At 28.8% G+C, this 15559-nt stretch carries 12 protein-coding genes; 11 read left to right on the forward strand and 1 reads right to left on the reverse strand.

The window, feature by feature from the left end:
* The first annotated feature begins 40 nt into the window (after positions 1-40).
* A complete protein-coding gene (locus ACFYH6_RS03335; protein WP_416179109.1) occupies positions 41-1711 on the forward strand; it encodes an ABC transporter substrate-binding protein in 1671 nt (556 codons plus the stop codon).
* 68 nt (positions 1712-1779) lie between these two features.
* On the opposite strand, the gene ACFYH6_RS03340 is transcribed toward ACFYH6_RS03335, so the two are convergent.
* Positions 1780-3417: a glycoside hydrolase family 43 protein gene (locus ACFYH6_RS03340; RefSeq protein WP_416179108.1), complete on the reverse strand. Its 1638-nt coding sequence runs from the start codon at positions 3415-3417 to the stop codon at positions 1780-1782.
* 244 nt (positions 3418-3661) lie between these two features.
* Here ACFYH6_RS03340 and ACFYH6_RS03345 point away from each other — a divergent pair, with 244 nt between their 5' ends.
* From ACFYH6_RS03345 to ACFYH6_RS03390, 10 genes are all read left to right on the forward strand, one after another.
* Positions 3662-4465 carry an HAD family hydrolase gene (locus ACFYH6_RS03345; protein ID WP_416179107.1) on the forward strand — a complete coding sequence of 268 codons (804 nt, stop codon included), beginning with the start codon at positions 3662-3664 and terminating at the stop codon, positions 4463-4465.
* A gap of 213 nt (positions 4466-4678) precedes the next feature.
* Entirely contained in the window at positions 4679-5584 is a 906-nt protein-coding gene (locus ACFYH6_RS03350) for a Gfo/Idh/MocA family protein (RefSeq protein ID WP_416179106.1), read from the forward strand.
* Between the two features lie 451 nt (positions 5585-6035).
* Complete coding sequence (locus ACFYH6_RS03355; RefSeq protein ID WP_416179105.1) at positions 6036-6500, forward strand: PTS system mannose/fructose/N-acetylgalactosamine-transporter subunit IIB; 465 nt, start codon at positions 6036-6038, stop codon at positions 6498-6500.
* 15 nt (positions 6501-6515) lie between these two features.
* The gene (locus ACFYH6_RS03360) at positions 6516-8111 is read left to right on the forward strand and encodes a PTS system mannose/fructose/sorbose family transporter subunit IID (RefSeq protein WP_416179104.1); all 1596 of its coding nucleotides are present in this window, start codon (positions 6516-6518) and stop codon (positions 8109-8111) included.
* 27 nt (positions 8112-8138) lie between these two features.
* The gene (locus ACFYH6_RS03365; protein ID WP_416179103.1) at positions 8139-9965 is read left to right on the forward strand and encodes a class I mannose-6-phosphate isomerase; all 1827 of its coding nucleotides are present in this window, start codon (positions 8139-8141) and stop codon (positions 9963-9965) included.
* Positions 9966-10013: 48 nt separating this feature from the next.
* A complete protein-coding gene (locus tag ACFYH6_RS03370) occupies positions 10014-10856 on the forward strand; it encodes a MurR/RpiR family transcriptional regulator (RefSeq protein ID WP_416179102.1) in 843 nt (280 codons plus the stop codon).
* A 116-nt stretch (positions 10857-10972) separates the two neighbouring features.
* On the forward strand, positions 10973-11923 hold the full coding sequence (locus ACFYH6_RS03375) for a class I mannose-6-phosphate isomerase (protein WP_416179101.1): 951 nt from the start codon (positions 10973-10975) through the stop codon (positions 11921-11923).
* 93 nt (positions 11924-12016) lie between these two features.
* The gene (locus tag ACFYH6_RS03380) at positions 12017-12409 is read left to right on the forward strand and encodes a PTS sugar transporter subunit IIA (RefSeq protein WP_316342605.1); all 393 of its coding nucleotides are present in this window, start codon (positions 12017-12019) and stop codon (positions 12407-12409) included.
* 263 nt (positions 12410-12672) lie between these two features.
* The gene (locus ACFYH6_RS03385) at positions 12673-13800 is read left to right on the forward strand and encodes an ABC transporter ATP-binding protein (protein WP_416179100.1); all 1128 of its coding nucleotides are present in this window, start codon (positions 12673-12675) and stop codon (positions 13798-13800) included.
* Complete coding sequence (locus tag ACFYH6_RS03390) at positions 13800-15386, forward strand: glycine betaine ABC transporter substrate-binding protein (RefSeq protein ID WP_416179099.1); 1587 nt, start codon at positions 13800-13802, stop codon at positions 15384-15386. The genes ACFYH6_RS03385 and ACFYH6_RS03390 overlap by 1 nt, the downstream gene beginning before the upstream one ends.
* The last annotated feature ends 173 nt before the right edge of the window (positions 15387-15559 follow it).

Genomic DNA, 15559 nt, shown 5'->3' on the forward strand with positions numbered 1-15559 from the left:
TATGGTCCCCTGGGGTAAATTAAATTTTAGGAGGGTAAATATGAAAAAGAAAAAAATATTTTCTTTATTATTGGCAGGTTTAGTTACCACATCAGTTTTTGTTGGTTGTGGTAAAAAGGACAATGGCTCAACTACAGCTGGAGGAAGTAAGGAACCTATAACATTTACTATTTTCTCAGCAGATTTAACAGAGGATATTGCCTTTACAGATGATGTAGCTAAGAAGATTACGGAGTTAACTGGTGTTACATTGAAATTTGAACATCCAGTAGCAGGAGATACACAAGCAGTTCCACTTATGATAGCAGGAGGAGAGTATCCAGATTTAATTTATGCAAAAGGAGATACATCTAAGTTAATTGATGCAGGAGCTGTAATTGATTTAAATGATTATATCGAAGAAAAAGGAACTAATTTAAAGGCATTATATGGAGATCAATTAAATAGATTAAGATATAGTAATGAAAATCCATCAATATATACAGTAGGTACTTATGGAGTTGTAAATAAAGTATTTGCACCATCAGGTAATATGCAAATTCAACACCAAGCTTTAAAAGAACTTGGATATCCAGAAATAAAGAGTTTAGCTGATTATGAAAAAGCTTTAAAAGATTATTTAGCAAAGAGTCCTACAACAGAATCAGGAGAAAAAAGAATAGGCTTATCATTAATGGCTAGTGACTGGAGATGGTTACTAACTGTAGGTAATAAGGCTACCCTTACTGCAGGTTATCCTGATGATGGACAATTTGTTGTAGATGATAAAACTGGAGAAGCAACATATAAATTCTCACTTGATGAGTCAAGAGAATATTTTAGATGGTTAAATGGCATGAATGCTCAAGGACTACTAGATCCAGAATCCTTCACTCAAAAGGAAGATACTTATAAGGCTAAAATTGCTGCAGGTAGAGTAGTTGGATTATCTGATGAAGATTGGGATTATCAAGCATCAGTAACAAGTCTAATTGCAGAAGGTAAAGATGAATTAACATATGCTAAGCTTCCAGTTGTAATGGATCCAGCTAAGCATAAAGCTCAAAGCTTAAAAGATTATGGATTTAGTGGTGGTTGGGGAGTTGCAATTACATCAAGCAATAAAGATCCAGAAAGAGCCTTTGAATTCTTAGATTGGTTAGCTTCAGATGAAGCACAAATTTTATTAAACTGGGGAGTAGAAGGAACTCACTATAAAGTTAATGCAGAAGGAAAGAGAGAATTCCTACCAGAAATTCAAGAACAAAGAAATACAGATGCTGATTTTTCTAAGAAAACAGGAGTAGGAAAGTATGTATATCCATTCCCACAAAGAGGTGTTGGAGCTTTAGATGCAAATGGAGACTCATATTCACCAGATACATTAGAAAATAAAATAGCAAATTACACAGAAGCTGAAAAAGAAACATTAGCAGCTTATGGTGTAAAATCTTGGCCAGATTTATTCCCATCAGCTGAAGAACTAGGTATATCTAACCATGGACAAGTATGGCAATTAAATATACCAAGTGATAGTGATATAGCTATAATTCAAAAGAAAGCTGATGATTATACTCAACAAGCAATAACTCAAGCTATATTAGGAAAACCAGAAGATTTTGATAAAGCTTATGATGAAATAGTTAATACACTAAAGAGTTATGATATAGATAAATTAAATACTCAAATGACAGCATTAATTAAAGATAGATTAGAATTATGGAATAAGTAGTGTGCTTACGCACAATTAAAAATATAAAATTTTTAATCTGAGGCTGTTGAGACAGCCTCTTTTTAAATTTAAAGTACTTTATAATCAAACAAATCAAAATCAGCTATATTATTTGTTGCATGTCCATTACTACTAGCAAAGATTCCTATATATGTTCCTACAAAGCCTCCAGCTATATCTGAACTTAATATGCGCCCATCAATATTATCAATTAAAAGCTTCATATTATTTATGGAGTTACCATAATAGAAACTATAATTTTGGTTAATGGCATTTATTTTTAAGTAAATCCTATCTGAATCAAAGATTTTTTCTATTACAGTACTTTCTATATTTTTAATTTTATAATCTCCATTTTTATCTTCATAGCTTTCAGAAATAGATTTTACTAATCTTATTACCTTTTCAGAATTAATAATGGAATACTCAAGTCTATATTGAAAATTATTATTTTGTATTAAAGCAAGACCAGCTACTTCAAAATCCTTTTGTGGATTAAATTCCATTAAAGTATTTACTTCAAAATTAATGTGTTGTTGACGCCTTCCAATAAAACTTGGTGGCTCATTAAGATCATATAAACTATTAGAAGTATCATAATCTAATATATCTACTAATCTTTTAGGTTTCAATTTTAATCTTAAAAAACCAGGTCTTTCACTAAGACTATAAAATTTATCCTTTGGTGTACGAATAGAATTCCAAGTGAAATTTAAAGTTTCATTATCAAAATCATCTCTAAGAGATAAATTCTCTACTGGGGAATAGGGTAAATTAGGACTAACATAGGTGTTTTCTATTTTCCCAGTTCCAGCACTAACAATAGGCCATCCATCCTCCCATTCTACAGGAATTAGAAAGGTTTCTCTGCCAAGATTTTTATAATATCCACCATAAGGACGAGAAGCAAGAGCCACCATCCACCATTCACCATTTTGAGTTTCAATTAAATCTGCATGTCCAGGATTAGAAATAGGATACTTTTTCCCAAGATGGCGATGAGTTAAAATAGGATTTCCTTCATAACCTTCATAAGGTCCAAAAACATTTTTACTTCTAGCAATTGTTACAGCATGAAAATGTTCTGTGCCACCTTCTGCAATCATAAGATAGTAATAATTATCTATTTTATATATATGTGGTCCTTCTGGATATTTAGCATTTTTTAAGGCACCTCTCCAAAGGCCAAACCTTTCTCCAACTAACTGCATAGTTTTTAAATCTAATTCTTGACAATATATTTCACTTTCATGAAATTCCACAGCATCTACAGCCTGTGCTGTACCTGTATAATAAACCTTTCCATCATCATCAAAGAATAATGAAGGATCAATTCCAGGGGTATCATTAATCCAATGGGGGTCTGACCAAGGGCCTTTAGGATCTGTAGCAGTTACAATGAAATTACCACCATTACCTATATTAGTAGTAATAACATAGAATACTCCTTGATGATATCTAATTGTAGGAGCATATATTCCGCCAGAAATACCAATTCCATCTAATTTAAGTTGAGATGGTCTATCTAGAACGTGTCCAATTTGTTCCCAATTAACAAGATCTTTACTATGGAATATTGGAACACCAGGGAAATATGCAAAAGAGGATGTGATTAAGTAATAGTCATCATTAACTCTACATATTGAAGGATCTGGATAAAATCCAGGAAGAATAGGATTATTAAAAGTCCTTTTTTCTTTATTCATATTTTCACCTCTTAAAGTTTTACTTAGTATATCTTAATAATTTTTATATTTAATATTATCCTTTATGAAATTATTAAGATAATTATATGGTGAATTGAAAAGTTAAAAAAGCGTGAAAAATACACTTTAAATACAAGGAAAATTTAATATTTTAAATTACCACCTAATGGTATTTTAAGGTCTTTTATTTTTTCTTTTCTATTATATAATAATAGTAAGTAAAATTATAGCAAAGGAGAAAAAGATGGATAATAAGGGAATAGTATTTTTTGATGTAGATGGAACCCTAATAGATTGGACAAAAAAGATATATGATCCAACAAAAGCAACAAAGTTAGCTATAGAAAAGCTAAGAGAAAATGGCTATTTAACTGTATTAGCAACAGGAAGACCAATGAATTGTGTACATAAAGCAATATTAGATTTAGGTTTAAATGGATATGTTGCTTCAAATGGTGCCTATTTAGAAATAAATAATAAAATTTTATTTAATGAAACTTTAGATAATAAGGAGCTTAAAGAATTATTAGATTTCCTAGAAGAAAATAATGTAGTTTATATGCTTGAGGGACAAGAATGCAATTATGTTTTAGATATGAAAGATGAAAAGCTATCAAGCTTTGTAGAAGCAGCTAATTTAGATAAAAATAATTTCAAAGAAGATTGGGATAAAGAAACTGTTAAAGTTAGCAAAATAATAGCTATATCCTATGATGAAAATTCCTTCAATTTAGTTTTCGAAAAATTCAGAGAAAAAGATTATGCTTTTATGTCAAACTTAAGCAATGGTGGAGTTTTCGAAATATATAAAGCTAAATATTCAAAGGGATATGGAGTTGAACACCTATTAAATTTATTAGACATAAGTAAAGATAAAGCCTATGCCTTTGGTGATGGTGAAAACGACATAGAGATGTTCCAAGCTGTAAAGTACGGAATTGCAATGGGTGACCACCATGAGAGATTAAAAAAGTATGCTTATGATTTCACAGAAAATGTAGAAAATGAAGGAATAGAAAAAGGACTGAGAAGATTAAATTTAATTTAATCAATGAAGAATGAAGAATGTAGAATTAAGGAAAAAACTCCTGCGGAGTTTTAGTGAATGAAAAAATGAAGAGCCTCTTTGCTGAAGCAAAATTGGCATGAAATAATGAAAAGATTAAAAAAGTAAGAAGTCTTCATTCTTTAATTCTTTCATTAATAATTTTACATTTTACATTATTAATTACTGCCGTAAGGCAGTTTGAGGGGGGTTAAAATGAGAGTTGCAATAATTGGCCTTGGCGCCATTGCTAAAAAAGCTTATTTACCAATTTTATCTTCTATGGAGGATATTGAGCTTTTGATATCAACTAGGAATAAAAAGGTTTTAGAAGAGGTATCTAATAAATATAAAATAGACAGAGCTTATAATGTATTAGATAACTTATTAAAAGAAGATTTTGATGCTGCTATAATTTCCACTCATGCTGATGGGCATTATGAAATAGCTAAAAAGTTGTTGAATAAGGGTGTTAATGTATATATAGATAAGCCATTAACCTATAATCTTAAGACAAGTGTTGAAATAGCTGAGCTGGCTAAGAAAAATAATTTAATTGCTATGGTTGGTTTTAATAGGAGATTTTGTCCAAAGGTTAGGGAGCTTAAGAATAAGGGCAAGGCTGATATTATTATTATGGAGAAAAATAGAGAGTATCCACCTGGTGATATCAGAAAATTTATTGTAGAAGATTTTATACATGTTGTTGATACTTTAAGATTTTTAATGGATGATGAAGTGAAGAAAATGGATGTTAATTTCTCTAAGGAAAATAATAATCTAAAAAATGTAGTTGTTACATTTAAGGGAGATAAAACAACTGCTATTGGAGTAATGAATAGAACTGCTGGTATAACAGAAGAAAATATCGAATACATGGTAAAAGGTAATAAATATTTAGTGGAAGATTTAGTAGATTTCTTTAAAATTAATAATAAAGGAAAAGTGAAAACAACTTATGGTGGTTGGGAAAATACTCTTTACAAAAGGGGCTTTGAGGATTTAATTACTCATTTCCTAGATTCAGTAAAAGAGGGTAAGGAACCAAATCCATCAATTGAAGATTCAATAATAACTCATAAATTATGTGAATATATAGTAAACCAAATAAATAATAATTAGTTAATTTGGCTAGAATAGTTTTAATTAATTAAGTAAAGCTAGTAAAGAAAAATATAATTAATTAACAAGTAGTTAGTTTTGAATAAAATCATTACTAGCTACTTTTTTTATTTTATAAATTCCTTTCCTTACGTATATGAGGATATAGATATTATAAGTTCCAGAAGTACTAATTAAGAGGTATATTATCATTAAATTGGCACTTAAAATGATTAAGTCATCTGAATATTAATTAAATAAAGTTTACAAATACAATATTGAAAATAAATTTAATTTATTATATAATATAATTAAGTTAAACGATTTCAAAAACGTAATTTTTAGTACCATTTATAAGTAGATACTAAACTAGTTAATTACTTATTTAACTAGTTTTATATATATTTAAAAAATGAGGGGAGCCAATAAATATTTATATGTTTATTGCCAATCTTCAAGAAAGGAGGTAAATATGAGTATTGTCTTTACTAGAGTAGAGGAAAGATTGCTACATGGACAAGTTATTACTGCTTGGGCTAAATCAATTAATTTTGATACATTTGTAGTAGTTGATGATGAATCTGCAAGTAATGGCATTCTAAAAAGCTTACTAGAAATGGCATGCCCTAAAGGAAAAAAATTATACGTTTTTGATGAAAAAACAGCAGTAGAGAAAATTAATGCTATAAAAGGAAAGATATTTTTAATTGTAAAAAGTCCAACTACAATCCTATCTCTATTAAATAATGGATTGATAATAGACAGAGTAAATATTGGAAGCGTTCATTTTAAGCCAGATAAAAAAGAAATATATAAAACTGTCTACCTTTCAGAAGAAGAAGTAAATGCCTTGAAAGAAATTACTGATAGAGGTATTACATGTGAAATACAAAAGCTGCCAACTGAATCTAAAAAAAATATTTTAAGTTTATTATAAAAGGGGGATTTCATTATGTCATTGGTACAAGCTTTGTTAATAGCCATCGTAATGGGACTTTTACTTACTGAAAATTTAGGATATGGTCATATTCAAATTAGCCGTCCAGTATTTGCAGGGCCTCTTATTGGATTGTTGATGGGAGATTTAAGAACAGGATTAATAGTTGGAGGAACTGTTGAATTAATGTTTATGGGAGTTTTCCCAGTTGGAGGTAGTGTACCACCAAATGCACAATTTGCAGGGATGATGTCAACAGTGTTGGCTATAGCTAGTGGTAGCAAACCAGAAGTAGGTATTGCATTAGCATATCCGATAGGAGTATTTGCTCAATTCGTATTGCTTCTTGACTATAATCTAAATTTAGTATTCATTCATGGAGCTGATAGAAAAATTAAAGAGGGAAATATTGACTCAGTAAATTCTCATTTGTATATGTGTATTTTAGGTATATTCTTAACTTGGACATTTTCAGCATTTTTAGGAACTTATTTTGGAGCAACATGGGTAGAAAGCTTATATAATGCTTTACCAGAATTCATTAGGAGAGGTCTTAGTGTTGCAGGAGGCATAATGCCAGCAATGGGAATGGCAATGCTTTTAAAGATGATGGATTTCAAAAAATTATGGTGTTTCTTTGCAATTGGATATGTATTATCAGCATATTTAGGATTAAGTATATTAGCAATAGCTATATTAAGTATAGCTGTAGTTGTAGCTATTAATATTTTAGGAAAGAACAATGAAGAAACAGTAGAAGAAACAGTAGAAGAGGAAGCCTTAGAAAAACAACAAGCACCACAACAAACTACTATACTAACTAAAAAAGATTTAAATAGAATAAATAGACGTTCATATCTTTTATCTGCATGTTTAAATTATGAAAGGTATCAAGGATTAGGTTATTGTTATACAATTTTACCAGCTTTAAAGAAATTATATAAAGGTGATGACTTAAAGGAAGCAGTTGCTAGGAATACTGAATTCTATAATTCTCACTTATGGGCTAATAACCTTGTTGTAGGTGTTAGTATTGCTCTTGAAGAACAAAGAGCATTAGGACAACCTATATCTGGTCAAGTTATTTCAGCTACTAAAGCAGGATTAATGGGACCTTTAGCAGGATTAGGAGATTCATTCTTCAAAGGTGTTGTAGTAACAATTACTGGAGCATTTGCAGCTTCTTTAGCTATTGATGGTAATCCTATTGCACCATTTGTTTTTATCATACCAAATTTAATAATATGTATATTAACTAAGTACTATGGAACAATGTATGGATATAAATTCGGTACAAATGTTATTATGAAACTTAAACAAACTAATGTTATTCAAAAACTTATTGATGCTTCAACAATAGTTGGATTAATGGTTGCTGCTGGTTTAGTAACAAATTATGTAAAGATGTCTTTAACAACAGTACTAAATTTTGGCGGAAAAGAAATAATTTTAGATGATTTAGTAAACTCACTATTACCTAAATTATTACCTTATGCAATGGTATTTTTATACTACTATATTATTAAAAAGTGGTCTAAGAAAGGACTATATATAACTTTAATATTAACATTTGCCATAGGTATTTTAGGCGCATTCTTTAATATTTTATAAATATTTAATATGAGGTGATTAAGAAAAATGAGTTTTATGTTTAAGCCCTTAGATTATGATGATTATTCAGCCATTAATAGACCTAAGATAATAAACGATTATTCTTCAAGTATTGGATATGGAAATATAGAGGTAGCTAGAAAAATTGTTAATTCTATAGATAGTATAGTGGATAAAAAACATAAAGCCCTTGTTTTGATTGATGGATATATTAGTGCTAATTTTGATTTATGTATTAATTTAATTACACAAATATTAGCTAAAGGCAGTTATAAATATAAGCCAATCAATATGAAGAATCTATATAAACATAAAGAAGAATTAGAGGATATGTTTAAAGAAAACTTGCCTAATAAGTCAGATGAAGATCCAGTATGTTTGTTCGGAAAAGTTTTTGATGGAACCTTTGATGATATATTTATAAAGGAAAAAGTTAAAGATACTTTAAACTATATAAATATGAATAAAGATGAGGTGCTAATATTATATGGACACGGAGCTGCATCTGATACCTTCAAAGATGTATCAGATTTGATAGTTTATATAGATATAACACCCAAAACAGCAGCAATAAGAGCTAGAGAAGGTAATTATTCCAATATTGGAGATGATTATGCTAGGCCATTTAGTGAACTAATGAGAAGAAATTACTATATAGATTTTGAACTTGAAGTTAATTTACGTAAACAACTATTACAAGAAGATAAAATTGACGAATATATTTGTGGAGATCATGATAATAAATTAATGCTATTGGAAAAAGATGCTTTTAATGAAATTTTGAAAGAGCTTAGCAAATATCCTTTTAGATGTAAACCTGTATATTTAGAAGGGGTATGGGGAGGAGAATATATACGTAAAGTTAGAAATTTAGATGTTAAAGCCAATAATATAGCATGGATTTTTGATATGATTCCAATGGAAGTAAGTGTTTTAGTAGAATATAAGGATAATATCTTTGAATTCCCTTTTGCAACATTTTTTAACAAATATCCTTATGATATAATGGGTAAAGAATGTACAGAAAGATTTGGTGGATATTTCCCAATAAGATGTAATTATGATGATACATTTCATAGTAATGGAAATATGTCAATACAAGTACATCCAAATGGTGAATTTGTTAAAGCTAATTATAATGATAAGGGTAGTCAGGATGAAGCCTATTATGTAATTGCTACTGGTCATGATGCTAAGACCTATGTTGGATTCAAAGAAGATGCGAATATTGATGAGTTCTTTAATAAGGCACATGAATCAGAGATAAGTGGTAAGGATGTTGATTACAAGAAATACATTAATAATATACCATCTACACCAGGTAGACAAATAATGATTCCAGCAGGAACTATACACTCATCAGGACAAAATCAATTTATTCTAGAGCTAGGTAGCCTAACAATAGGATCATATACTTTTAAAATTTATGATTATAATAGGTTAGATAGTGATGGAAATAAGAGACCAATACATTTGATTAATGGTAAGAAAGTAGTAGATAGAAATAGAAGGTCTAACTGGGTAAATAATAATATAGCAATTGAACCTATTTTAACTGAAGAAGGAACTGGATATAAAGAATATCTTGTGGGAAATACAGATTTAATGTATTATCAAACAAAGCGTGTTGAGATAGAAACAGGTCATAAAGTAAGCTTTAAAAATAATAATCAATTTACTATTTTAACTTTAGTTGATGGGGAAAAAGCAAGTATTTATTCTAAAGAAAATCCAGATTTCAAATATAATCAAAAATACTTAGATATTATTATTGTCCCAGCATCAATCCATGAATATGTTATAGAAAATAAAGGATATCAGCCTATAGTTGTTCATAAGGTTATGTTAAAGTAAAATCATTTAGTTTTAAAAATATAGTATAAAAAAGAAAAGAGGAGTCTTGTGAATAGTCTAATTTTAATTAAGAAGAATTATGATTTAATGACCAATACAGAAAAAATTATTGCAGACTATATATTGAAGAATAATGATGAGTTTGTAAAATCTAATATACATGATATGGCAGAAGAATTGAATATTTCATCAGCATCAATTTCAAAATTTGTAAAGAAATACTGCGATAAAACCTTTGCTCAATTAAAAATAGAATTAGCAGCTAATATTGAGAAGGAAGCTTATTCTAGGACAAATGAAATCTTTAATTGGGCTAATTCATTTGAAGAGATGCCAAATAACATAATGAACAGTATTTCGAAAATTTGTAATGATGTATATAAAGTGAATGGAATAGATCAATTTAGAAATGCAATTGAATTAATTAATAATGCTCATGCTATATATTTCTTTGGTATAGGCTCCTCTACTATAATAATTTCTGATTTTATACAAAAGCTAATGCGTATAAAAAAACTGTGTGTCTATAATACAGATAGTAATTATGGAGTTTTAAATTCTCGAATTGCAACTTCTAATGATGTTGTAATTGCAGTTTCCTTTAGTGGAAAAACTAAAGAAGTAAATTTAGCAGTTAGGGAAGCTAAAAAAAGTGGTGCAAAGTGTATTGCTATAACTAGAAATTCAAATAGTGAACTTGCTGAATTGGCTGATTTAATACTTGCAGTTCCAAGTACAGAGCTTAATGCAACAAGATTATCACCAATTTTTTCAAGGTATGGGCAACTATTTATAATAGATATATTATTTCTTGGTTTAGCAAAAAAGCAGACAGACTCAGTAGAGGAACTTTTAGAACAATATCAATCATTATTAGCTAAATTAAAATAATAATTATAAAAAAATTATACTAAGATATTTTAATAATATTTAGAACTCAGTTTTGGATATACAAATTCATTAATTAATGAAAGTTAAATAGTTAATCTGGAAGATGGGTGAGTATAATGGAAGAAATATTAATTTTAAAAAAGCCTCCATTAAATATGGAAGCAATTTGGGGGGATGGTACATTAGTTAGACGATATAATCTTGATGTTTCTCCAGATTTAGATATTAATAAATGCCCATTAGGAGGAGGATTTGGAAGTGACTGTATAATAACTAATGGCAAATATTCAGGGAAAAATTTGAAGTGGCTCTATGAAAATGATCCTTTATATTTTGGAAAGAAAGAAGAAAGAAAATACCATGATATGATGTCTATATCACTAAATGCCTGTTTTGCATCAGAAAATTTAAGTGTTCAGGTTCATCCTCGTGAAGATTGGGCTATGAAAAATCTTGGAATACATGGAAAATCAGAATGCTGGTATTTTCAAGAAACTACTCCAAACAACACTGTTATTTTTGGATGTAATGCTAAGTCATTAGAGGAATTAGATGATTACATAAAAAAAGAATTGTGGGAAGAATTATTAATAAGACATCCAATTGAAGCAGGATCTTTTTATGCTATAAAAGCAGGAACTATTCATTCAATTCAAAAAGGTAGCTTTTTTATAGAAATTTCTAATCCATGTCCTATAACATACAGAATTTATGATTATGATCGTTTAGATAGTAATGGCAATAAAAGAAAATTAGATATTGAAAAAGCAAAGAAAAATATATTAATACCAGATGAATATATAGAGTTCCAAGAAAAAGTTACTCAATATGAATCTATTAAGGAACGATTTATGGCAGACAATGAAGATTATTCTGCTTGGCTTTATAAGGTAGAGGGAAGGGGAAAAATTCCAAGGAAAAAACCTTTTTGTGGATGCTTTGTTATTACAGGAGAAGGTACTATTAATGGAATAAAGATAAAAGCGGGAGAAAGCTTTATGATAACAAGACATTGTGATGAATTCACCCTAGAAGGAAAGATGGACATAATTGCATGTCATGGATAAGTATATAAGATATTTTAAGAAATAAAAGAATACATGAGTAAAAATAATTTTATTATTAAAAATATTCAAAAGCATATGTTTGGAGTGATAAGTTTGATAGGAATATTATTAACATCCCATGGCAAGATGTGTGAAGGAATATTAGATAGCATGAAGATGATAGCAGGAGATAATTCTAATATATTTGTTTTAAAATTTCAAGAAGATAATGATTATATTAATGAACTGCATAAGCAATTAGATAAAATGAATGATGAATATAACTATGATGGAATACTAATATTTACAGATATTAGGAGCGGAACTCCATTTAATGAAAGTTATAAATATATTCATGAAAATAAAAAGACAAATATAAAAATTATAACTGGAATGAATTTGCCAATGTTAATTGAAGTATCATTAGCATTAGAATTTGAAAATGACTTGAATAAACTTGTATCATTAGCATTAGAATCAGGCAAAGATTCCATCACAGAAATATAGTTCTTCACTAGTTAATAAAAAATTATCAACTTTGAAATAACATACTAAAAATACATTTATTTCAGAAACTCCTACGGGAGTTTTTTTCTTTAATTTTAAACTTTTAATATACTACATTAGAACTAGATTACTACTAAATTTATTCTTTTTAAGTAGAATTAAATTTAAAAAATTCAAAAAATTTTGACTAACTGACAACTTTAATATATAATAAAGTTGTTGACAAAAAAAGGGGATTTTATGTATTTAAAAGGAGGTTTAATATGATAGAGTTTATAAATGTAAAGAAAAGTTATAAGAATAGTGTAATTCTTGAGGACTTTAATTTGAAAATTGATAAAGGAAACTTAGTTGTTCTAATAGGTTCCAGTGGATGTGGTAAAACAACATTATTAAAAATGATAAACAGGTTAATAGAAACTACATCGGGAGAAATCTTAATAGATGGTAAAAACATTAAAGATATTGATCCAATTAAATTAAGAAGAAGTATAGGATATGTTATACAACAAACAGGATTATTTCCTCATATGACAGTAAAAGAAAATATAGAAATAATTCCTAAGCTAATGGGTAAATCAGAAGAGGAAATAGATAAAAAAACAGTGGAATTATTAAATATGGTTGGATTAGAACCAGAAAAATATAGTGATAGATATCCAGCAGAATTAAGTGGAGGACAGCAACAAAGAGTAGGAGTTGCCAGAGCCTTTGCAGCAGATGCAGAAATAATATTAATGGACGAGCCTTTTAGTGCTTTAGATCCAATAACAAGAGCAGAACTTCAGGAAGAATTATTTAATATTCAAAAGGAATATAAAAAGACTATAGTATTTGTTACTCACGATATGGATGAGGCATTAAACTTAGCAGATAAAATTTGTATATTAAAGGATGGTAAAATTCTTCAATATGATACACCAGAAAATATATTAAAAAATCCTTCTGGTGAGTATGTTGAAGAATTTGTTGGTAAAAACAAGATTTGGACTAAACCTGAAATGATAAAGGCAATAGATGTTATGATTTCAAGACCAATTACTGTTAATCCAAAGAGAAATCTTATTCAAGCAGCTCAAATTATGAGAGAAAATAAGGTAGATAGCTTGCTTGCTATAAATAGAGAAGGAATATTATTAGGATATGTAACATTAGAAAATATTCAAAGAGTAGAAAATAAAAATATTTTAGTAGAAGAAATTATGAGTAAAAATCCTACATGTATTAATGGAGACATAGCATTACCAGAATTATTAGAAGTATTTAATAACTTAAAGAGAGGATATTTACCAGTATGTAATGACCAAGGGAAATTATTAGGACTTGTTACAAGAAGTAGTTTAATTTCAGTTTTAAGTAGTCAATACATTGAAAAGGAGGGAAATAACTAATGAATAACTTTTTTGAACAATTAATGATAAAAAAATCAGAAATCATTTCTCTTTTATTAGAACATATAGAATTAACAGTAATAGCAGTTTTAATATCAGTTGTAATAGGAGTTCCTTTAGGAATAATGATAACAAGAAATAAAAAAATAGCTAATGCAGTAATTGGATTTGCCAATTTAACTCAAGCAATTCCAAGTTTAGCTATCTTAGGATTTTTAATTCCCTTCATTGGAATAGGATCAACACCAGCTATCACAATGGTTGTGTTATATTCTATGTTACCAATAATTAAAAATACTTATACTGGAATAACAAATATAAATCCAGATACCTTAGAAGCAGCTAAGGGCTTGGGGATGACAAATGGACAAACACTAAGATTAATAAAAATACCTTTAGCAATGCCAGTAATTATGGCAGGTATAAGAATGGCAGCAGTTACAGCTGTAGGACTTATGACAATAGCAGCCTTTGTAGGGGCAGGTGGACTAGGATATCTAGTATATTCAGGAATCCAAACTGTAGATAATAACTTAGTATTATTTGGTGCAATTCCAGCCGCTATACTAGCATTATTAATAGACTTTATAACAGGAAAAATAGAAGATGCAACTATGCCTAATGGAATTAAAAAGGCAGATGGAACTATGAAAGTAAAAAGAAAGAAAAGTTCCCCAAAAAGAAAGAGATTTATAACAGCTATATCAACAATAGCAGTTATAGTAGTACTAGGTGTAATTATTGTGCCGAAATTTATAACTGATAATAAAAAAACAGTAGTAGTAGCTTCAAAGAATTATACAGAGCAATTAATATTAGGAAATATTTTATCAGAAGTAATTAAAGCTAATACTGATTTAAATGTAGAAGAAAAATTTAATTTAGGTGGTAGCCAAGTTACTTTTAATGCAATAAAATCAGGAGCAATAGATTTATATGCAGAATACCTAGGAACTGGATATGTAAGTATATTAAATATTACAGAACCTAATTCAAATAGAGAAGAAGTTTACAATACAGTAAAAGAAAGATTTAAAGAAGATTATAAATTAGAAGTATTAAATCCCTTAGGTTTTAACAATACTTATGCTATGGCTGTAACTAAAGAAACAGCTGAAAAATATAACTTAAAAACAGTTTCAGATTTAGCAAAAGTAGCAGATCAATTAATAATTGGGCCAACTATAGAATTCCCAAACAGAGATGATGGATTAATAGGATTAGAAAAAGCCTATAATATGAAATTTAAAGCTGTTAAACCTATAGATGGTGGGCTAAGATATTCAGCTCTTGCCAATAATGAAACACAAGTTATTGATGCATTTACTACTGATGGACTTATAGATAAGTTCAACTTAGAAGTTCTAGAAGATGATAAAAGTTTCTTTCCACCATACGATGCAGTAACAGTAGTAAGAGAAGATACCTTAGAAAAATACCCAGAATTAAGGGAAGCAATAGGACTTTTAGATAATAGATTAACAGAAGAAAAAATGAGAAAGTTAAACTACGAAGTAGACATAAATAAAAGAGACGTAAAATCAGTAGTTGTAGAATTCTTAAAAGCAGAAGGACTTATAGATTAATGGATAATGCGTAATGCACAATGCATAATTAAGGTGAAAACTCCTTCGGAGTTTAAGGAAATGAAGAATGTAGAATGTAAAATTAAGGTGAAAACTCTTACAGAGTTTTGGAAAATGAAAAAATGAAGATTCTCTTTTGCTAAAGCAAAATCGAAATGAAAAAATGAAAGAAT

Origin of the sequence: Clostridium sp. HCS.1 (genome assembly GCF_047900555.1) — a bacterium.
Taxonomy (GTDB): domain Bacteria; phylum Bacillota; class Clostridia; order Clostridiales; family Clostridiaceae; genus Clostridium.